Here is a 20,079-nt window from a genome sequence, read left to right as displayed (position 1 = left end):
GATGGCGGGCGCCAACGAGACGACGCGCGTGAGCGAGACGGCGGTCACCGAGGTGGGCAGCGCGCTGTCGCAGGACGAGGTGGCGAGGCTGATGCGCCGCCGCGGCGAGGAATCGCGCTGGTGGTGGATCGTGCCGACGGTCTACATCATCGTTATCCTGCTGCCGATCTACTGGCTCATCAATATGAGCTTCAAGACCAACGCGGAGATCGTGTCGTCGCTGACGCTGTTCCCGCATAATCCGACACTGGCGAACTATCGCACCATCTTCACCGACCCGTCCTGGTATTCGGGCTACATCAACTCGATCACCTATGTGGTGATGAACATGGTGATATCGGTGGCGGTGGCGCTGCCGGCGGCCTACGCCTTCTCGCGCTACCGCTTCCTTGGCGACAAGCATTTGTTCTTCTGGCTTTTGACCAACCGTATGGCGCCGCCGGCGGTGTTCGCGCTGCCGTTCTTCCAGCTCTATTCGGCGTTCGGCCTGATCGACACCCATATCGCCGTGGCGCTGGCGCACTGCCTGTTCAACGTGCCGCTGGCGGTGTGGATCCTCGAAGGCTTCATGTCCGGCGTGCCGAAGGAGATCGACGAAACCGCCTATATCGACGGCTATTCCTTCCCGCGCTTTTTCGTGAAGATCTTCATGCCGCTGATCGCGAGCGGCATCGGCGTCGCCTGCTTCTTCTGCTTCATGTTCTCGTGGGTGGAGCTCCTGATCGCGCGCACGCTGACCACGACCGACGCCAAGCCCATCGCCGCCACCATGACCCGCACCGTCTCTGCCGCCGGCATGGATTGGGGCCTGCTCGCCGCCGCCGGCGTGCTGACGCTGATCCCCGGCGCTTTGGTCATCTGGTTCGTGCGAAACTATATCGCCAAGGGCTTTGCCCTGGGGAGGGTCTAAGCCATGAACCTCGACTTCTCCTGGATGGCGTGGACGTGGCCGACGGCCGCTTTCTTCATCGTCATCGCGCTGATGCTCTGCGGCATGGGCGTTTGGGAATATGTCTCGCCCGGCGGCAATCCGCGCGTCGGCGTGCTGCGCTTCGAGACGACGCGCGGCGATCGTTTGTTCCTGTCGCTGCTTGGCAGCGCCTTCATCCATCTCGCTTGGCTGGGTCTGGTAGGACCCAACCTGTGGTGGGCTCTCGCTCTCTCCGTGGTCTACGCCGTTGGCGTGTTCCGATACGTATAGAGGGGGAATAGCCGGAGCGGCCGCGTGCTGGCGGCCGCCCCGGAACGCACTCGAAACCTAAGACTGGAGGAGACACATGCGACGGCAATTTCTAACATCGACGACCGCCCTAGCCCTATTGCTCAGCGTGGGCAACGCCTACGCCGGTATGGACGAGGCAAAAGCCTTTCTCGACAAGGAGATAGGCGACCTTTCGACGCTTTCGCGCGCCGATCAGGAAAAGGAAATGCAATGGTTCATCGACGCAGCCAAGCCGTTCGCCGGCATGGACATCAAGGTCGTTTCGGAAACCATCGCCACGCACCAATACGAGTCACAGGTGCTGGCGCCGGCCTTCTCCGCCATCACCGGCATCAAGGTCACGCATGACGTCATCCAGGAAGGCGACGTCGTCGAAAAGATCCAGACCCAGATGCAGACGGGACAGAACCTCTATGACGGCTGGGTCAACGATTCCGACCTGATCGGCACGCACTGGCGCTACCAGCAGGTGCGCAACCTGACCGACTGGATGGCGAATGAAGGCAAGGACGTCACCAATCCGAACCTCGACCTGAAGGACTTCATCGGCACCTCGTTCACGACGGCGCCCGACAAGAAGCTCTATCAGCTCCCCGACCAGCAGTTCGCGAACCTCTACTGGTTCCGCTACGACTGGTTCAACGACGAGAAGAACAAGGCCGACTTCAAGGCCAAGTATGGCTACGACCTAGGCGTTCCCGTCAACTGGTCGGCTTATGAGGACATCGCCGAATTCTTCACCGGCCGCGAGATCGACGGCAAGAAGGTCTACGGCCACATGGACTACGGCAAGAAGGACCCGTCGCTCGGCTGGCGGTTCACCGACGCCTGGCTGTCCATGGCCGGCAATGGCGACAAGGGCATTCCGAACGGCCTGCCCGTCGACGAATGGGGCATCAAGGTCGACGAGAATTCGCGCCCTGTCGGCTCCTGCACGGCGCGTGGCGGCGACACCAACGGCCCAGCGGCGGTCTACTCGATCCAGAAATATCTCGACTGGCTGAAGGCCTACGCTCCGGCGGAAGCCCAGGGCATGACCTTCTCCGAATCCGGCCCGGTGCCGGCGCAGGGCGCGGTCGCGCAGCAGATCTTCTGGTACACCGCCTTCACCGCTTCGATGGTCGACGCCGGCGCCAAGGCGGTGCTGAACGACGACGGCACGCCGAAATGGCGCATGGCGCCGTCGCCGCACGGCGTCTACTGGAAGGACGGCATGAAGCTCGGCTATCAGGACGTGGGTTCCTGGACGCTGATGAAATCGACGCCCGACGATCGCGCCAAGGCCGCCTGGCTCTACGCGCAGTTCGTCACCTCGAAGACGGTCGACGTGAAGAAGAGCCATGTCGGCCTGACCTTCATCCGCGAGAGCACGATCCACGACAAGAGCTTCACCGAGCGCGCTCCGAAGCTCGGCGGCCTGATCGAGTTCTATCGTTCGCCGGCCCGCGTCCAGTGGTCGCCGACGGGTACCAACGTGCCTGACTATCCGAAGCTGGCCCAGCTCTGGTGGCAGGCGATCGGCGATGCCTCGTCCGGCGCCAAGTCGGCTCAGGAAGCGATGGACTCGCTCTGCGCCGAGCAGGAAAAGGTCATGAGCCGCATCGAGAAGTCGGGCGTCCAGGGCGATATCGGCCCGAAGATGGCCGAAGAGCATGACCTCGCCTATTGGAACGCCGACGCGGTCAAGAAAGGCAATCTCGCTCCTCAGTTGAAGATCGAGAACGAGAAGGAAAAGCCGATCACCATCAACTACGACGAACTGGTGAAGAGCTGGCAGCAGCAGTAACTGCATGACGCGGGCGTGCTTGCCCTTGTAGGAAGTGCGGGGGAGGCGGCTTTGCCGTCTCCCCTGTTGCATGAGAAGTGGGAGGATGCGGAATGAGCGGTTTTGTGCTGGCCATCGATCAGGGGACGACGTCGACCCGGGCCATCCTGTTCGACGACAAGATGAAGGTCGCCGGCGCCGGCCAGCAGGAATTCACGCAGCATTATCCGGCTTCCGGCTGGGTCGAACATGACCCGGAAGACATCTGGGCGAGTGTTCTCGCCACGGTGAAATCGGCGTTGAAGGCCGCCGGCCGCACGGCATCGGATGTCGCCGCGATCGGCATCACCAACCAGCGTGAGACCGTCGTCATCTGGGACAAGGGGACCGGCAAGCCGATCCATAATGCGATCGTCTGGCAGGACAGGCGCACCGCGCCGCTCTGTCAGAAGCTGAAGAAGCAGGGATTGGAGAAGACATTCACGAAGAAGACCGGCCTGCTGCTCGATCCCTATTTCTCCGGCACCAAGATCGCCTGGATGCTGGACAAGGTGAAGGGCGCCAGGAAGCGCGCCGAGAAGGGCGAACTGCTCGCCGGCACCATCGACAGTTTCCTGATCTGGCGGCTGACCGGCGGCCAGGTGCACGCCACCGATGCCACCAACGCCTCGCGCACTTTGGTCTACAACATCGAGAAGAATGTCTGGGACGACGAGCTGCTTTCGATCCTGAAGATCCCGGCCGCGATCCTGCCGCGGGTGAAGGATTGCGCCGACGATTTCGGCGTCACCGAGAAGAGCCTCTTTGGCGCCGAGATGCGAATTCTCGGCGTGGCCGGCGACCAGCATGCGGCGACGATCGGCCAGGCCTGCTTCGAACCCGGCATGATGAAATCCACCTACGGCACCGGCTGCTTCGCGCTGCTCAACACGGGCGCCGACCTGGTGCGCTCGAGGAACCGGCTTTTGACCACTATCGCCTATCGGCTCAACGGCAAGACAACCTACGCGCTGGAAGGCTCGATCTTCATCGCGGGCGCCGCCGTGCAGTGGCTGCGCGACGGCATCAAGGTGATCGGCAAGGCCGAGCAAAGCGGCGCCTTGGCGGCGGCCGCGGATCCGGCGCAACAAGTCTATCTAGTGCCGGCCTTCGTCGGCCTCGGCGCGCCGCATTGGGACGCGGACGCGCGCGGCGCTATCTTCGGCCTGACGCGCAACTCCGGCCCGGCCGAGTTCGCGCGCGCCGCACTTGAATCGGTCGCCTTCCAGACCCGCGACCTGCTCGACGCCATGCGCAAGGACTGGAAAGGCGCCTCGGCCAAGACGGTGCTTCGCGTCGACGGGGGCATGGTGGCGTCCGACTGGACCATGCAGCGGCTCGCCGACATTCTCGACGCGCCGGTCGACCGTCCGACGATCCTGGAGACGACGGCGCTTGGCGCCGCCTGGCTCGCCGGTTCGAAGGCCGGTGTATGGCCGAAGGCAAGGGAATTTGCTAAGAGCTGGGCGCTTGAACGGCGCTTCATGCCGCAGATGGATGCGGCCGCGCGCGGGGCGAAGCTGGCCGGATGGCGCGATGCGGTGCGCAGGACGTTGAGTGGGCAATAAGGAGCTGTCAGTCAGCGTGCAGGGTGAGGGGAATGGACCCAGACTGGTATGCTGCCTGGCGTGAGGAGGCTTTCGAACAACTTCGAGCGAAAAATAGGCGCTTGCAGGATGACTTCCGCCTTGGCAGTTGGTCTCGCTATAATTACGACCTGAAGGCTGGAAAGCTCCTTTTCTCAGAACAAGGCGTCGTCACGGTCGTCTCGGAGATCCAAATTGCTGGGTCAACGAGCGTTGAAGCTGGCAATTGGCTCTGGGCTTGGGCCAATTCGAATTGGCCCTCGGAATTCATAACTGACGCCCAGTCAGCCCGATCTTTCGGTAAGAAGCACGGCATCGGCGATTTAACTCGAGACTATGTGACGGGCGAAGATCTTGATGCACTCGGCTGGAAACTGACCTCAGCAGTGACTCGGATTTGCAACGCTTGCGGAGCCTATCGCTCTCCTCCAGATGACGGCGTAGGTCTTTATCTGATTCTCAAAAGCATTAGCTGGGCAAGCTGACCTGTGGGCGCGCTCAACTGTTGAAATCCGGCTGAACAACGACGAGAGAGCCCGTGCCTCTCGAGGCACGGGCTCAGTCAACGACCCTGGGTACTGACTGGAGGCCGTCAGTAGGGCGAAACGCACTGCTGACGCGGGCCGTTGTAGGGTTGGAAGGTGTTGTCCGAAGCGCGATACGAACGATAACGGTCGTAGCACCACTGTACGTGCGAGTTGCCGCGATAGACGCGGTTGTTCTCGCTGTTGACGATGGCGCCGGTGATCAGCGCGCCGGTGGCGAAAGCGGCAAGCGGGAACCAGTAGTCGCCATGACGGCGATAGCCGCGGCGATATTCACGATAGCCGCGATGGCCGTTCCAGTACATGCCGTCATTGCGCGAGAAACGCTGGCCGCCGCGCCAATGGCCGCCATGCCTCCATCGGAAATCGCGTTCTGCGACCGTCTGGACGTCGGACGAAGCCGGCGAAGCCTGCGGGACGAACACCTGGGCGGCGTTGGCCGGCACCGCCGCCGCGGCGGCGAACGAAACCGACAAGGTGGCGGCAAGCAAGCCCGATACGATCTTTTTCATGGGTCTTCTCCTGGGAAGGGTGGTTGACGTCCCTGTGCCGAAGGAACGGAAAATGACCTCAATGGTTCCCCTTTGAATCTCAAACCATTGTTATTTCAGGAGCTTCTGAGATAGCGAGGGAGATCGAAGCGGGCATCGCACTCGGCACCACGGATGCTTGATCGCCAGTCGCCAAAATTCGCCAGACCCGTTGATAACTCCGGCTGGCGGCCGTCTTTTTCCGGTTGACCGGCCGCGGCACTCTCCCTATGTTCCGCGCAATTTCGAGGGCGGCGTTTCGAGCCCGCGGGAGCGCGTAGCTCAGCCGGTAGAGCAACTGACTTTTAATCAGTAGGTCATGGGTTCGAATCCCATCGCGCTCACCAAAATTAATGATCCAAAACCGTCCGTGGTCCCGGCAATCGGAACAAAAACTCATGCGCGGCTGTTTCCCTCCCGAAGGGACCGCAATTCGGGATGCGGATGCAGTGGACGTAATGAACTTGGAACTGGCCAGGGCCAGGCAGCGCGTCAAGCGCGCAGAGATTTCGCTCAATCACGCAAAAGAACTGCTAGACGAGGAATGCGGCGTCGGGATCAATCTTGCCCTATGCGACCGCATAAGGTCGGAACAGCAGCGGGTCGCGGAGGCCAGAAAGCGGCTAACGAATATCGCTTCGATCGCCTCAGCCTGATGGGGTGACTTCCCCAAGACAAGGGTGATCCTGCCGCGTTACCTTGTCCCTGGATAAGGTCGTGGTTAAACTCGGCGCCTCCGAAGGAGGCTCCAGGATGACACTCGACCTTTCGGTAGACGCTGAGGCCCCCAAGGCGACGACACCGCCTGGCAAATATCTTTTTGGTCCGGTCGCCGACTTTCTCATGCTGGGCGGCAGCGCGTTTCTGATCCTGCCGGTGCTGTTCTTCGTGCCGCGCGCATATGAAGGCCCGCTGGCCGCGACGATGGTCGTCGTGGCCTATCTGGTGAACTATCCGCACTTCGCCCACTCCTACCAGATTTTCTACCGCAATTTCGGCCGCAAGGCGCGCGGCGACGGCTACGACAGGAGCCTGCAGCTTCGCTATATTTTCGCCGGCGTCATCGTTCCGGCGATCATGGCGCTGTTCTTTGCCTATGGCGCGGCGACGTCGAACACGCGGCTGCTGGGCTTCGCGGCCAACGCGATGTTCTTCTTCGTCGGCTGGCACTACGTCAAGCAAGGCTACGGCATGCTGATGGTCGACGCCGTCCTGAAACGCAAATTCTTCGATGACCGGGACAAGAAGGTGCTGCTCGTCAACAGCTACGCGGTGTGGATCCTGGCCTGGCTGCAGACGAATACGGCTGTGACGCAGGGGCAGTATTACGGCCTTCAATATTACACCTTCGCGGCGCCGTCATGGATCACCGACATTGCCGTGCTGGCGGCCGTCGGGTCGACGGCAGCCACGCTTTTGATGCTGGTCAACCGCTGGCGACGGAATGGCGGCGGACTGCCTTACAACGGCATCGTGGCCTATGTCGCGTCACTCTATCTCTGGATCCTGATCGCCAGGATCAACCCGCTCTGGTTGCTCGTGGTGCCGGCGCTTCACTCGCTGCAATATCTGGCCGTGGTGTGGCGCTATCAGACCAATGTCGAGCGTGACGTCTCGGACGCCGTGCGGGATCCGGAGCCGAAGATACTATCCGTGCTTGGGCCCCGCTACCGGTTGCGGGTGCTGGGGTTCATCATCGGCGGTGGCGCTCTCGGCTATCTCGGCTTCTGGCTGATCCCGTTCGTGCTGACCGCCCTGGTCCCCTACGACAGCCAGGTCCTCGGTTCCTCGCTGTTCTTCTTCATCGTGCTGATCTTCATCAACGTGCACCACTACTTCCTCGACAACGTGATGTGGCGCCGCGGCAATCCGGAAGTGTCTAAATACCTATTCCGGTAAAGTTGCGGCAGTCCGCGGATCACGCGATCAGCGACACATTTCCGCCGGCGTGGCGCTCGAGCCGTCCCGCCAGGTCGAGTTCAAGAAGCACCATCGCAATCTGCGCGGCGCTTAATCCCGTGTGGCGGATGATCTCGTCTATGCCTGTCGGCGTGGGCCCAAGCGCTTCCAGCACATCGGCGCGGTCGCTTTCGCCGGGCGGCGGCATGGCGGATATGTCGGGCGCCTCGGCAATTGGAGCGGTTCTTGGAGCCCGGGTGCCGGCAAGCGGCGCCAGCGCGCCGAGCACATCGGCGGCCTCGGTGACGAGCGTGACGCCGTCCTTGAGCAGAGCGTTGCAGCCGGCGGCGCGCGGATCGAGCGGCGAGCCCGGCACGGCGAAGACCAGCCGGCCCATTTCATTGGCGAGGCGGGCGCTGATCAGCGAGCCGGAGCGCTGTGCGGCCTCGACCACCACAAGTCCAAGCGCCATGCCGGCGACCAGGCGGTTGCGGCGCGGGAAATCCTGGGAGCGCGGCTGCCAGGCGAAGGGCATTTCCGAAACGATGGCGCCGCCACGATCGGCGATCTCATCGCACAGGCCGGCATTCTCGGACGGGTAGGGGACATCGAGCCCGCCGGCCAGCACGCCGATGGTGCCGGTCGAAACGCTGCCCTTGTGCGCGGCCGTGTCGATGCCGCGCGCCAGACCGGAAACGATGACGTAGCCTTCGCGGCCGAGATCGGCTGCCAGCATGCGCGCCATCTTGATGCCGGCCAGCGAGGCATTTCGGGCGCCGACAATCGCCACCGCCGGCAGGCGGAAGACCGCGCCTTCGCCCTTCACCGCCAGCAGCGGCGGCGGATTGTCGAGGGTCTTCAGCAAGGGCGGATAATCGGCCTCGCCAATGCCGACGAAGCGGGCGCCGGCGCGCCGGGCGGCGTCCAGCTCGGCTTCGGCCTCGGCGACGGAAGGGATGCGGACGATACGATTGGCGCCGCCGGAGATCATCAGTTCGGGCAGCATTTCAAGCGCGGCTTCGGCCGAGCCGAAGCGGTTGATCAACTCGCGAAACGAGGCCGGGCCGACATTGGGCGTGCGGATCAGGCGAAGCCAGGCAAGCCGCTGCCGGTCGCTGAGGCGCGGGCCGGCGGCCGGCGCGCTCATCCCTTCGCCCCGATCTTGCCTTCGGTGCCGGCCAGCAGCCTCGAGATGTTGGCATGATGCTTGACGATGACGATCAGGCTCATCACGGCGAACAGGCCGGCGATCTGCGGCGTGCTTATGAAATAGAGCGCGATCGGCACAATGACCGCCGCCGCCAGCGCCGCCAGCGAGGAATAGCGGAACAGGAAGGCCATTGCGAGCCAGACGACGGCGAAGACCAGCATGCCTTGCCAGGCAAGGCCGAGCAGCACGCCCAGATAGGTGGCGACGCCCTTGCCGCCCTTGAAGCCGAGCCAGACCGGGAAGAGATGTCCGAGGAAAGCGCCGAAGCCGGCCAACAGGCCGAAGTCCGGCGAAAAATGCCCGGCGACCAGCACCGCGGCCGTGCCTTTCAGCGCATCGAGCAGCAGCGTGGCGGCAGCGAGCCCTTTATTGCCCGTCCTCAGCACATTGGTCGCGCCGATATTGCCGGAGCCGATCTTGCGAACGTCGCCGAGCCCGGCCGCGCGGGTGATCAGGAGCCCGAACGGGATCGAGCCGAGCAGATAGCCGAAGACGAGCGCGACCGCGTAACCCATTGTTTCCCCCTTATTTCCTGTGCTCCGGCTGCTCGCTCTAGGATTGAGATACTGTGCGTTATGCAACCATGGTTTGCAAGAGCTAGCTCTGCTCAGGCATCAGTTGGTCATAATGGTAGAGTCGGGAGGGTTCGCCAAGCAACTCTGTGCAGGGGCAGGCCAGACAGGGCTCAAAGCGGTGGGTGGTCTATGCGGAAAACACCGTGCGTCCCGCAACCATCGTCTGCAAGACCTTGCCCTGCAGGCGCGCGCCTTCGAAACAGGTGTTCTTCGAGCGCGATCGCAGACCGCTTTCGCTGACGATCCACGGCTCGTCGACGTCGACAAGTACGAGATCGGCCGGCGCGCCCGGCTTCAGCGTGCCGCCCGGCAGGCCGAACAGTCTTGCCGGCGCCGTGGACAGCGTCTCGATCAGCCTCAGCAACGGCACGTCGGCATTGTGGTAGAGCCGAAGTGCTGCGCCAAGCAGCGTCTCCAGCCCGATAGCGCCGGCGGCGGCATCGGCAAAGGGCAGGCGCTTGGTGTCGACGTCCTGAGGGTCGTGCGAGGAGACGATGATGTCGATCGTGCCGTCCTTGATCGCCTCGATCATCGCCAGCCGGTCGTCCTCGGCGCGCAAGGGCGGGGTCAGCCGGAAGAAGGTGCGGTATTCGCCGACGTCATTCTCGTTGAGCGACAGGTTGTGGATGGCGACGCCGGCCGTGACATTGGCGCCGTCGGTCTTGGCCCTGTTCACCGCGCCGGCCGCCATCGCCGACGAGATCTTGGCGGCGTGGTAGGCGCCACCGGTCAACCGGGCCAGTGCCAGGTCGCGTTCAAGAGGAATGAGCTCGGCCTCGCGCGGGACGCCAGAGAGGCCAAGCCAGCTTGCGTAGAGCCCCTCGTTCATCACACCGGACGAGGCGAGGTCGGCATCCTGGGTTTCATGCGCGATCACACCGCCGAAATCGCGGGCGTAGGTGAGCGCGCGGCGCATCACCAGCGCATTGGCGATCGTGTGGCGGCCGTCGGTGTAGGCAACGGCGCCGGCTGCGCGCAGCAGGCCGAATTCGGTCATTTCGCGGCCTTCGAGGCCCTTGGTGATCGCGGCCGCCGGAAAGATGTTGACGCTTGCGGTGTCGCGTGCCGTGCGCAGCACGAATTCGACCAGCGCCACATTGTCGATCACCGGATCGGTGTCCGGCATCATGACGACGGAGGTGACGCCGCCCGCCGCCGCCGCCACGCTTGCCGAGGCGATGGTTTCGCGATGTTCGCCGCCTGGTTCGCCGATGAAGACGCGCGCGTCGACAAGGCCCGGAATGATCGTCTTGCCGGCGCAGTCGACGACGGCGGCGCCTTCCGGCACGCCCTGGTTCAATGCCGCCTTTCCGGCCGCGACGATTCTGCGGCCGTCGACGATGACGCTGCCGATCTCGTCGACGCCGCGCGACGGGTCGACAATGTGCGCCTTGCTGAAGACGGTCACGCTCATGCGCCGCGCCCCTCATGGTTGCGGCGCGGGTCGAGCAGAGCTTCCATGACCGCCATGCGTACGGCGACCCCCATCTCCACCTGTTCCTGGATGACGCTTTGCGGCCCATCGGCGATTTCGGAGGCGATTTCCACGCCACGATTCATCGGACCGGGATGCATGACCAGCGCATCGTCCTTGGCGGCCTTCAGCTTTTCGGCATCCAGGCCGAAATAGTGGAAATATTCGCGGATCGACGGCACGAACGCGCCTTCCATGCGCTCGCGCTGCAGGCGCAGCATCATGACGACGTCGGCATCCTTCAGGCCCTCGGCCATCGAGCGCGCGACGATCACGCCCATCCTGTCGATGCCGGACGGCAGCAATGTCGAGGGCGCGACGACGCGCACCTGCGCGCCAAGCGCGTTCAAAAGCATGATGTTGGAGCGGGCGACGCGCGAATGCAGGATGTCGCCGCAGATCGCCACGATCAGCTTCGACAGCGGCCCCTTGGCGCGGCGGATGGTCAGCGCATCGAGCAGCGCCTGCGTCGGGTGCTCGTGCGCGCCGTCGCCGGCATTGACCACCGAGCAGCCGACCTTCTGTGCCAGGAGCGCCGCCGCGCCGGCCGACTGGTGGCGGATGATGAGGATGTCCGGGCGCATGGCGTTGAGCGTCATTGCGGTATCGATCAGCGTCTCGCCCTTCTTCACCGAAGAGCTTGCCACCGACATGTTCATGACGTCGGCGCCAAGCCTTTTCCCGGCCAGTTCGAAGGACGACTGCGTGCGGGTCGACGCCTCATAGAACAGGTTGATCTGGGTTCGGCCGCGCAGCGTCGAGGTCTTCTTTTCCGATTGCCGCGAGATCGCCACGGCCTGGTCCGCCCGATCGAGCAGCAGCTCGATATCGGCGGGGGAAAGATCGCGGATGCCTAGAAGATGGCGGTGGGGAAAGAGCGGCAGGGACGAAGCGTCGGTCATCTCAAGGCGCTGCTATAGGGTGCGGTCCGGCCTGCCGCAAGCGCCAGCTTTGGATTGCGAGCGTTCTCCCCGGTATTTTCGTCGCGCGCCTTGCATGGCTTGGGCTATAAGGCCCAGTGGCTTCGGATTCGCGACCGCGGCCTAAAATGATAGGACCTCCCTACCAGACGAAGGATTGGGCTTGACCGACGAGGTGATCAACCAGCCGCCGCCGTTGACGGGCGGCAACGCATGGCGGGGCGATCCGTTGCTCATCCAGCTTGCCGAGCGTTTTTCCGACCCCGTGCGCAAGGATCTCGACGGGCTTGGCCGTTTCGTCATGACGCAGGAGGCGCAGGAGCTCGCCCGCCTCGCCAACACCGACACGCCGAAATTGCGGACGCATGACCGCCAGGGCCGCCGCCTCGACCTGGTCGAATACCATCCGGCCTATCACGCCTTGATGCGCCGCTCGGTCGCCGGTGGGCTGCATTCTTCCGTGTGGGAAAACGGCGATGCCGAGATCGGCCGTCGCCATCAGGTGAGGGCGGCGCGCTTTTATCTGACCGCCGAGCTCGAGACCGGGCATCTTTGTCCCATCACCATGACCAGCGCCTCGCTGGCGGCCTTGATGGCAAGTCCGAAGCTTTTCCGCGAATGGGCGCCGCGCGTAACGACGCGCAAATATGACCAGACACAGAAGCCTCCGGTGCAAAAGACCGGACTGACGCTCGGCATGGGCATGACCGAGAAGCAGGGCGGCACCGATGTGCGCGCCAACACCACCAGGGCGGAGCGCACGGGAAGCGGGTTCTACCGGTTGACCGGCCACAAATGGTTCATGTCGGCGCCGATGTCGGATGCCTTCCTGGTGCTCGGTCAGGCGCCAGAGGGACTGTCCTGCTTCCTCGTGCCGCGCATCCTGGGCGACGGCTCCGGCAACGGCTTCCGCTTCCAGCGTCTGAAGGACAAGCTCGGCAACCGCTCGAACGCCTCGTCGGAGGTGGAGTTCGTCAACGCGATCGGCGAGATGGTCGGCGACCCAGGCGCCGGCGTGAAGACGATCATGGACATGGTGACGCTGACCAGGCTCGACTGCGCTGTCGCTTCGTCGGCGCTGATGCGGGCGGGCCTCGCCGAGGCCGTCCATCACACGCGTCATCGCCAGGTGTTCGGCTCCAGCCTGATCGACCAGCCGCTGATGCAGCGGGTTCTGGCCGACATGGCGCTCGATGTCGCCGCGGCCACGGCGCTGTCGTTCCGGCTGGCGCGCTCTTTCGACGAGGCGGCAAGCGATCGCGGCGAGGCGGCCTTTGCCCGCGCCATGACGCCTGTCGTCAAATACTGGGTCTGCAAGATCGCGCCGCAGCTGCTTTACGAGGCGATGGAATGCCTTGGCGGCAACGGCTATGTCGAGGAAGCGCCGCTTGCCCGCTACTACCGGGAGGCGCCGGTCAACGCGATCTGGGAGGGCTCGGGCAATGTCATGGCGCTCGACGTGCTGCGCGTGCTTGGCCGCGCGCCCGGCCTGTTCGAGGAGGTGCTAACCGGCATCGACCGCGATCTCGGCACCGGCGGGCGCGGCACCATCGGCGTGCTGAAAGCCGCCATGCAGGTCGCCGCGACCGACCAGGGCTCGGCGCGGCTGCTCACCGAACAGCTGGCGCTTTCGGCCGCCGCGGCGGAGCTTCGCAGGTTGGGGGCAGGGCGGATCGCCGACGCCTTCGTCGAAACCCGGCTCGGCGGCCAGTGGCGCACCACCTACGGCATGCTCGATTCGCGCCACGACGCGCGCATGATCATCGACACGCTCTATCCGCCGGTGACCTGATCCTTTTCGGCATCATGCCCCCAAAGGCGGATTGCCGATCTGTGGATAGCTGTTAACCTTAACAAATGGTTTCCGTTGCGGCGAACCGTTGCAAAGCCCAATCTCCGCTTGCTGGAGTAGGGAACGGTTAACCATGACCCCCCGAGCTCCGCCAGCGGGAAGCGTATGCGGCACGTGTTGAGCTCAGTTCTGGCCTTGCATTGGGCGGTGGTTTTCGCCCTGCTTGCCTATATCTGCATAGACGGAAGCCGCGGCATAGCGGCGGCGCTTGGCGTGCTCGGCCTCTCAGTCCAGGGGAACCGGTTTCCGCAGTTTGAAAATGCCGCCGTGGTCGCGCCGCTTTCGGTCGCGCTTTTGACCGTCGCGGTGCTGTTCTGCTGGACCTTCGTCGAAACGCTGCTGAACGCGGCGGCAAGGCCGGACGCGGGCGAGAGCGTGGCGCGGATCGCCTTCATCTCGGCATCTTTCCTGCTTTCGCTGATCCTCATCGGCGGCGTGGCGCAAGGCGTCGACGGCCTGTTCATGATCGTCGCCATACAGATGACGGCGCTGCTTGCTTCCTACGTCGCCGTGCTGGCCGAACGGCGCTCCACCTTCGCCGCAATGAATTTGCCGGAGGGCGATGTTCGCGCCGCCTCGCGCATGGCGATGGGCGCCGCGCACAGCTCGCTCCTTTCCCGCATATCCGGCCGCCCGGAACGCAAGCCAGGAGGCAGCCGCTGATGCGCACGCTGTTCGCACTGTGGGCCGCTCCGATGGCCATCTTCTGGGGATGGTTCTTCCTGTCGCTCAACGACATGAATTTCGGCTATGTGATGCTGAGCCGCCAGCTGCATGATTTCGTCTTCGAGCTCTATGGCCAGATGCTGGGCATCGATCCGGCCATTATCCCCGGCATGGTGGCGCGGACCTGCATTTTCGACTTTTTCCTGCTGATGGGGCTTTGGGTCTTCCGCCGCCGGCGCAACATCGCCGAATGGATCAGACAGCGCCGGCAGGGCGATATCAGCTCCGGTCGGTTCGGCCGAGCGACTGAAGCCGGTCCAACGCTCCCTGCAGAATAAAGGCGGCGGCCGCCGAATCGATCTTGCCGGCGCGCTTCTTGCGCGAGAAATCCATCTCGATCAGTGTGCGTTCAGCAGCGACCGTCGACAGCCGCTCGTCCCACAGCACGAAGGGCAGGTCCGACAGCGGCGCCATGTTGCGGACGAAGGCGCGCGATTTCTGGGCCCGCGGTCCTTCCGAGCCGTCCATGTTGACCGGCAGGCCGAGCACGACGGCGCCGACATTGTCCTTCTCGAACTGAGCGAGCAACTGGGCGGCATCGAGCGAAAACTTCTTGCGCAGGATGACCGGGCGCGGATGGGCGAAGGACAGCACGCGATCGGAAACCGCCACGCCGATCGTCTTGTCGCCGAGATCGAGCCCGGCGAGCGTCCTGCCGCCGGCAAGCCGTTCCGGCAGTTCCTCGATTGAAATAATGCCCAACGGCTTTTTCCTGACATCCGGGCGTCACACATTCTTTTGACGGTGAGAAGCGCCGCGCTACTTTCAATTTGCCGGGAGCGTTCTATCTTCCGGCAACGGAAAAATCGAGGAAGCATTCATGAAACTGACCTGGTACGGACATTCGGCATTCCGCGTCGAGACCAAGGACGCCACCATTCTCATCGACCCCTATCTGGTCGGCAACCCGTCCTGGACGGACGGCTGGGAAGGGCCGGCTGAGGGCGTGACCCATGTGCTCCTGACCCACGGCCACAACGACCATGTCAGCGGCGCGGTCGAGGTGTTGAAGAAAAGCGGCGCCATGCTGGTCGCCAATTTCGAGATCTGCATGTATCTCGTCGGCCAGGGGGTCAGCGGCGACAAGATCAATCCGGGCAATCTCGGCGGCACGGTCGATTGCGGGCCGTTCACCACCACTTTCGTGCAGGCGTTGCATTCGTCCTCCTTCGGCGGTGAGGGCGGCACGAACACCTATCTCGGCAATCCGGGCGGGCTTGTCCTGCACTTTCCCGAGGACAAGACGCTCTACCACATGGGCGACACCGACATCTTCTCCGACATGGGGCTGATCAACGAGCTGCACGAGCCGAAGATCGGCATCGTGCCGATCGGTGACCGCTTTACCATGGGCGGTGCGGTGGCGGCGCTTGCCTGCCGCCGCTTCTTCGGCTTCGACACAGTCGTTCCCTGCCATTTCGGCACTTTCTCGATGATCGATCAGACCGCCGACAAGTTCGTCACCGGCATGGAAGGGTCGGGCGTCAAGGTAGCGTTGCCGGAAATAGGCAAGGCGGTCACGATCTAGGTTTCTCCGTCAGGAATCTGGAATAAAATCATAGCCTTGAGACAGACTCTTTGCGTTTCGATGCTGGTCGCGGCAACGCCGGCGCCGGCGGCTGACGATTTCATCGAGGGCGTCTACCTGCAATCCGAGGATCTCTGCGACAAGGCCAAGAACGAGACGCTGCAGACCGTGATCGACGCCGGCAACATCGTGCTGACGGCTAAGGGATTGCAAGGGGTCGAGTACTATTGCGAGTTCCTCCAGGTCAGCAAGGCACGCAGCGCGCCGAGCTGGGCCGTGACCGCGATCTGCCGGGAACCCGACCATGTGTTTCCGGACGTGCTTTCGGTCACCCCGGTAAACGCAAAACAGATCGACCTTGTCTCGGTCCGGCCGGTCGACGATGAGGGTGCGCGGTCCGGCAACGGCGGCAGCTACTATCATTGCGAAGGCGTGGCGCTGCCTCAGTAGCCGAGCGGGTGGCCGCGTGCCGACCGCTCCGGCATCATCCATGTTGCGCGCTGAGCGCGGCGCCGCTATAGCCCGCACTGGCTTTCCCGAGGCGAAAAGAACATGTCCGTTGATCTCCAGACCGTGAAGCGCGTCGCGCACCTTGCCCGTATCGCGGTGAGCGAGCAGGACGCCGAGCGCATGACCGGCGAATTGAACGCCATCCTCGGCTTCGTCGAGCAATTGAACGAGGTCGATGTCTCGGGCGTCGAGCCGATGACCTCGGTCACGCCGATGGAGATGAAGAAGCGCCAGGATGCCGTGACCGACGGCAACAAGGCCGCCGACATCGTCGCCAACGCGCCGGCGACGGAAGAGAACTTCTTCCTCGTTCCGAAGGTGGTGGAGTAGGCTGTGGCTGTCGAGATCGCCATCGAGACGCCTTTGCAGGACGACGTGCGTGCGCTGATCGCCGAACTCAACGCCGCGCTGCTCGAGCTGACGCCGCCCGAGCATTGCTATCATCTCACCGTCGAGCAGATGGCGGACATGGATACGACGGTGTTCATCGCCCGCGACCACGGCCTTGCCGTCGGCTGCGGCGCGCTCAAGCGCCATGACGATGCCACCGGCGAGGTCAAGCGCATGTATACGCGGCCTTCGCACCGCGGCCGCAAGATCGGCGCCGAGATCGTCGGACGTGTCGAGGCGCTTGCCCGGAAGGAAGGGCTGAAGCGTCTGGTTCTCGAAACCGGCGATCGGCACCCTGCCGCCTGGACCGTTTATGAGCGCGCCGGATTCTCGCGTTGCGGACCGGTGCTGGATTATCCCGACTCCGAATGGTCGGTGTTTTACGAAAAGAGCCTTGCCTGATGAGCGATCTCACACATCTCACCATTTCCGAGGCCCGCTCCAAGCTGCGCGGCAAGGAGATCACCGCGGCCGAGATCACCGAGGCCTATCTCGCGGCGATCGATCGCGCCAATCCCGTGCTCAACGCCTATGTGGCTGTCACCGCCGACAAGGCGCGCGACATGGCCAAGGCTTCCGATGCCAGGCTCGCCACGGGCGAGGGCGGCGCGCTGGAAGGCATTCCGCTCGGCATCAAGGACCTGTTCGCTACCCAAGGCATCCACACCCAGGCCTGCAGCCATGTGCTGGACGGCTTCAAGCCGCGCTACGAATCGACCGTGACCAGCAACCTGTGGGCCGACGGCGCGGTGATGCTCGGCAAGCTCAACATGGACGAGTTCGCCATGGGCTCGTCGAACGAGACCTCCTATTACGGCCCGGTGATCAATCCGTGGCGGCGTTCGCGCCTCGACACGGTCGTCATGCCGACGACGCATCAGGGCGACGGTGGCTTTGTTTCCGCCGGCGGCACGAAGACGGCGCGGACCTTGGACAATGCCCAGTTGGTGCCGGGCGGCTCGTCCGGCGGCTCGGCATCGTCCGTGGCCGCCTTCCTCTGCGCGGGCGCCACCGCCACCGACACCGGCGGCTCGATCCGCCAGCCAGCCGCCTTCACGGCCACGGTCGGCATCAAGCCGACTTACGGGCGCTGCTCGCGCTGGGGCGTCGTCGCCTTCGCTTCCTCGCTAGACCAGGCGGGGCCGATCGCGCGCGACGTGCGCGACGCCGCCATCCTGTTGAAGTCGATGGCTTCCGTCGATCCGAAGGACACGACCTCGGTCGACCGCCCGGTGCCGGACTATGAAGCGGCGATCGGCAAGCCGGTCAGGGGCATGAAGGTCGGCATTCCGAAGGAGTACCGCGTCGACGGCATGCCGGAAGACATCGAGGCGCTCTGGCAGAAGGGCATCGCCTGGCTGAAGGATGCCGGCGCCGAGATCGTCGATATCTCCCTGCCGCACACCAAATATGCCTTGCCCGCCTACTATATCGTGGCACCCGCCGAGGCGTCGTCGAACCTCGCCCGCTATGACGGCGTGCGCTACGGCCTGCGCGTGCCCGGCAAGGACATCATCGACATGTATGAGAAGACGCGTGCCGCCGGCTTCGGTCGCGAGGTCAAGCGTCGCATCATGATCGGCACCTATGTGCTGTCGGCCGGCTACTACGACGCCTACTATCTGCAAGCGCAAAAGGTGCGCACGCTGATCAAGCGCGACTTCGAGAACGTCTTTGCCGCCGGCGTCGACGTCATCCTGACGCCTGCGACACCGTCGGCCGCCTTCGGCGTCGCCGACGAGGACATGGCTTCCGATCCGGTCAAGATGTACCTCAACGACATCTTCACCGTGACCGTGAACATGGCGGGTCTTCCGGGCATTTCGGTGCCGGCCGGCCTCGACGGCAAGGGCCTGCCGCTCGGCCTGCAGCTGATCGGTCGCCCGTTCGACGAGGAAACGCTGTTCCAGACAGCGCATGTGATCGAAAAGGCCGCGGGCAGATTCCAGCCGGAGAAATGGTGGTAGGATGTCGGCCCCGTCTCGCATATCCATTGTCGAGACGGCGGGCGAACTGATCATCGGCAACCCGCCGCGGCGTTCGGCCATAAGGACAGGCTTTGTCCTGCTCTCTGTCGGGATTGTCGCCGTCACCGCGTATTGGGGGTTCTTCGACAGGTCGCCGGCGACGATCGCGATGGGCCTCGTTGGTCTTGTTTCATTCCTGGCTGTCGTCGGGTTGTTCGCCTATTTCCTCGGCAAGGAATTGCTGTGGCTGGCTTGCGCCGGGGAAGAGCTGCGCGTCACCAAAACCACCGTGCTCCGCGAAACCAGGGGCAGCCCGCTTCCCGATCGCGCCTCCCTGACCTTCAGTGGGCCGCTCTCGGTCGAAATCCTGAACCATCCCTATCCGACCGACGAGGCCGGCCTGAAGGAAGTTGTCCGTTTGACCGGCGCAACAGGTTCAATCTCCTTTGGCCGGGAACTGAGCCGGCCCGAAGCTGAAGCGGTGGCGGAAGCCGTTAGGCGATTTACCGCCATCAACCATTCCTATGCGCGGTAGTGCCAAGCGTGTTCTACTATCTTTCCAAGATTCTCTGGTTCTTCATCCAGCCGATCAATCTGGCCATCTTCCTGCTGCTCGCCGGCCTGCTTGCGGCGCTGTTCGGGCGCCGGCGGCTGGCTGCAACCGGCAGCGTGCTGGCTTTTCTGATCCTGATGCTTTCGGCCTGGACGTCGGTTGGCGCGATGATGTTGACCCCGCTCGAAGAACGCTTCCCCAAGCCGCCACTACCGGAAAAGGTCGATGGCATCGTCGTGCTTGGCGGCGGCTTCGAGGGCGCCATCAACCTGGCGCGCGGCGGCTATGAGCTGAACAGCAGCGGCGACCGCATGGTCGAGACCGCGATCCTGGCGAGGCACTTTCCCCAAGCGAAGGTCGTCGTGTCCGGCGGCAACGGTTCGCTTTTCCTCGACGGCGAGGGCGACGCCGACACGGCACCGCGGCTGCTCGGGGCGCTCGGCGTTTCGGCCGATCGCATGATCCTCGAGGACAAATCCCGCAACACTTACGAGAATGCTGTCTTCTCGCGGAATCTCGTCGAGCCGAAACCGGGCGAGACCTGGCTGCTGGTCACCTCGGCTTTCCACATGCCGCGCGCCAAGGCGCTGTTCGACAAGGCGGGTTTTGCCACCATTCCGTGGCCGGTCGATTATCGCACCTCGGGCAGGGAAGGCGTCGGCTTCTACCGCGACAATCCGGTCGACTCGGTGCAGGCGACCACCATTGCGGTGCGCGAGTGGATTGGGCTTTTCGCCTACAGGCTGTCCGGCAGGATCGATCAGTTCTTCCCCGGGCCGGGCGGCTGA

The 20,079-nt window shown here is 63.8% G+C and carries 22 protein-coding genes and 1 tRNA gene; 17 read left to right on the top strand and 6 right to left on the bottom strand.

Annotated features, from left to right (window positions below; translation table 11 throughout):
- Position 1 precedes the first annotated feature (1 nt).
- The 5 genes from FJ424_RS08855 to FJ424_RS08835 all read left to right on the top strand — a co-directional run bounded on the left by FJ424_RS08855 (position 2) and on the right by FJ424_RS08835 (position 5,097).
- Complete coding sequence (locus FJ424_RS08855) at positions 2 to 910, top strand: carbohydrate ABC transporter permease (RefSeq protein WP_140642818.1); 909 nt, start codon at positions 2 to 4, stop codon at positions 908 to 910.
- A 3-nt stretch (positions 911 to 913) separates the two neighbouring features.
- The gene (locus tag FJ424_RS08850; RefSeq protein WP_140653040.1) at positions 914 to 1,201 is read left to right on the top strand and encodes a DUF2160 domain-containing protein; all 288 of its coding nucleotides are present in this window, start codon (positions 914 to 916) and stop codon (positions 1,199 to 1,201) included.
- A 76-nt stretch (positions 1,202 to 1,277) separates the two neighbouring features.
- Entirely contained in the window at positions 1,278 to 3,008 is a 1,731-nt protein-coding gene (locus FJ424_RS08845; protein ID WP_140653042.1) for an ABC transporter substrate-binding protein, read from the top strand.
- Positions 3,009 to 3,100: 92 nt separating this feature from the next.
- Positions 3,101 to 4,594: a glycerol kinase GlpK gene (glpK, locus tag FJ424_RS08840; protein WP_140653044.1), complete on the top strand. Its 1,494-nt coding sequence runs from the start codon at positions 3,101 to 3,103 to the stop codon at positions 4,592 to 4,594.
- Positions 4,595 to 4,626: 32 nt separating this feature from the next.
- Positions 4,627 to 5,097 carry a DUF6882 domain-containing protein gene (locus FJ424_RS08835; protein WP_140642807.1) on the top strand — a complete coding sequence of 157 codons (471 nt, stop codon included), beginning with the start codon at positions 4,627 to 4,629 and terminating at the stop codon, positions 5,095 to 5,097.
- Positions 5,098 to 5,204: 107 nt separating this feature from the next.
- Here FJ424_RS08835 and FJ424_RS08830 read toward each other — a convergent pair whose 3' ends face one another.
- On the bottom strand, positions 5,205 to 5,669 hold the full coding sequence (locus FJ424_RS08830; RefSeq protein ID WP_140642801.1) for a BA14K family protein: 465 nt from the start codon (positions 5,667 to 5,669) through the stop codon (positions 5,205 to 5,207).
- A gap of 289 nt (positions 5,670 to 5,958) precedes the next feature.
- Here FJ424_RS08830 and FJ424_RS08825 point away from each other — a divergent pair.
- Both FJ424_RS08825 and FJ424_RS08815 read left to right on the top strand, forming a co-directional pair.
- A tRNA-Lys gene (locus FJ424_RS08825) sits at positions 5,959 to 6,034 on the top strand.
- 406 nt (positions 6,035 to 6,440) lie between these two features.
- Entirely contained in the window at positions 6,441 to 7,586 is a 1,146-nt protein-coding gene (locus FJ424_RS08815; protein WP_140653046.1) for a hypothetical protein, read from the top strand.
- A 19-nt stretch (positions 7,587 to 7,605) separates the two neighbouring features.
- Here the strand turns inward: FJ424_RS08815 and dprA are convergent, their stop codons facing one another.
- From dprA to FJ424_RS08795, 4 genes are all read right to left on the bottom strand, one after another.
- Positions 7,606 to 8,733 (bottom strand): DNA-processing protein DprA, encoded by a 1,128-nt coding sequence (dprA, locus tag FJ424_RS08810; RefSeq protein WP_140653048.1) that lies wholly within the window; start codon positions 8,731 to 8,733, stop codon positions 7,606 to 7,608.
- Positions 8,730 to 9,311 carry a glycerol-3-phosphate 1-O-acyltransferase PlsY gene (plsY, locus tag FJ424_RS08805; RefSeq protein ID WP_140653050.1) on the bottom strand — a complete coding sequence of 194 codons (582 nt, stop codon included), beginning with the start codon at positions 9,309 to 9,311 and terminating at the stop codon, positions 8,730 to 8,732. The genes dprA and plsY overlap by 4 nt, the downstream gene beginning before the upstream one ends.
- 187 nt (positions 9,312 to 9,498) lie before the next feature.
- Complete coding sequence (locus tag FJ424_RS08800) at positions 9,499 to 10,785, bottom strand: dihydroorotase (protein WP_140653052.1); 1,287 nt, start codon at positions 10,783 to 10,785, stop codon at positions 9,499 to 9,501.
- A complete protein-coding gene (locus FJ424_RS08795) occupies positions 10,782 to 11,747 on the bottom strand; it encodes an aspartate carbamoyltransferase catalytic subunit (protein WP_140642779.1) in 966 nt (321 codons plus the stop codon). The genes FJ424_RS08800 and FJ424_RS08795 overlap by 4 nt, the downstream gene beginning before the upstream one ends.
- A 181-nt stretch (positions 11,748 to 11,928) precedes the next feature.
- Between FJ424_RS08795 and FJ424_RS08790 the strand changes: the two genes are divergently transcribed.
- The 3 genes from FJ424_RS08790 to FJ424_RS08780 all read left to right on the top strand — a co-directional run bounded on the left by FJ424_RS08790 (position 11,929) and on the right by FJ424_RS08780 (position 14,621).
- Positions 11,929 to 13,557: a DNA alkylation response protein gene (locus FJ424_RS08790; protein ID WP_140653054.1), complete on the top strand. Its 1,629-nt coding sequence runs from the start codon at positions 11,929 to 11,931 to the stop codon at positions 13,555 to 13,557.
- A gap of 165 nt (positions 13,558 to 13,722) precedes the next feature.
- The gene (locus tag FJ424_RS08785) at positions 13,723 to 14,280 is read left to right on the top strand and encodes a hypothetical protein (RefSeq protein WP_140653056.1); all 558 of its coding nucleotides are present in this window, start codon (positions 13,723 to 13,725) and stop codon (positions 14,278 to 14,280) included.
- The gene (locus tag FJ424_RS08780) at positions 14,280 to 14,621 is read left to right on the top strand and encodes a DUF6105 family protein (protein ID WP_140653058.1); all 342 of its coding nucleotides are present in this window, start codon (positions 14,280 to 14,282) and stop codon (positions 14,619 to 14,621) included. The genes FJ424_RS08785 and FJ424_RS08780 overlap by 1 nt, the downstream gene beginning before the upstream one ends.
- Here the strand turns inward: FJ424_RS08780 and ruvX are convergent.
- Complete coding sequence (gene ruvX / locus FJ424_RS08775) at positions 14,563 to 15,045, bottom strand: Holliday junction resolvase RuvX (protein WP_140653060.1); 483 nt, start codon at positions 15,043 to 15,045, stop codon at positions 14,563 to 14,565. The genes FJ424_RS08780 and ruvX overlap by 59 nt on opposite strands.
- A gap of 118 nt (positions 15,046 to 15,163) precedes the next feature.
- Here ruvX and FJ424_RS08770 point away from each other — a divergent pair, with 118 nt between their 5' ends.
- The 7 genes from FJ424_RS08770 (at position 15,164) to FJ424_RS08740 (ending at position 20,079) form a co-directional block, all read left to right on the top strand.
- Positions 15,164 to 15,871 carry a metal-dependent hydrolase gene (locus FJ424_RS08770; protein WP_140653062.1) on the top strand — a complete coding sequence of 236 codons (708 nt, stop codon included), beginning with the start codon at positions 15,164 to 15,166 and terminating at the stop codon, positions 15,869 to 15,871.
- A gap of 60 nt (positions 15,872 to 15,931) precedes the next feature.
- Entirely contained in the window at positions 15,932 to 16,321 is a 390-nt protein-coding gene (locus FJ424_RS08765) for a hypothetical protein (RefSeq protein WP_181182023.1), read from the top strand.
- 102 nt (positions 16,322 to 16,423) lie between these two features.
- Complete coding sequence (gene gatC / locus FJ424_RS08760) at positions 16,424 to 16,711, top strand: Asp-tRNA(Asn)/Glu-tRNA(Gln) amidotransferase subunit GatC (protein WP_140642765.1); 288 nt, start codon at positions 16,424 to 16,426, stop codon at positions 16,709 to 16,711.
- 3 nt (positions 16,712 to 16,714) lie between these two features.
- The gene (locus tag FJ424_RS08755; protein WP_140653066.1) at positions 16,715 to 17,173 is read left to right on the top strand and encodes a GNAT family N-acetyltransferase; all 459 of its coding nucleotides are present in this window, start codon (positions 16,715 to 16,717) and stop codon (positions 17,171 to 17,173) included.
- Entirely contained in the window at positions 17,173 to 18,738 is a 1,566-nt protein-coding gene (locus FJ424_RS08750) for an amidase family protein (RefSeq protein WP_140653068.1), read from the top strand. The genes FJ424_RS08755 and FJ424_RS08750 overlap by 1 nt, the downstream gene beginning before the upstream one ends.
- A 1-nt stretch (position 18,739) precedes the next feature.
- Positions 18,740 to 19,273, top strand: a complete 534-nt coding sequence (locus FJ424_RS08745; protein ID WP_140653070.1) for a hypothetical protein — start codon at positions 18,740 to 18,742, stop codon at positions 19,271 to 19,273.
- An 8-nt stretch (positions 19,274 to 19,281) separates the two neighbouring features.
- Positions 19,282 to 20,079, top strand: coding sequence for a YdcF family protein (locus FJ424_RS08740; protein WP_140653072.1), 798 nt, complete (start codon positions 19,282 to 19,284; stop codon positions 20,077 to 20,079).

Origin of the sequence: Mesorhizobium sp. B3-1-8 (genome assembly GCF_006439495.1) — a bacterium.
In the GTDB taxonomy this organism is placed as follows: domain Bacteria; phylum Pseudomonadota; class Alphaproteobacteria; order Rhizobiales; family Rhizobiaceae; genus Mesorhizobium.
This window is presented reverse-complemented; position numbering and strand designations above follow the sequence as displayed.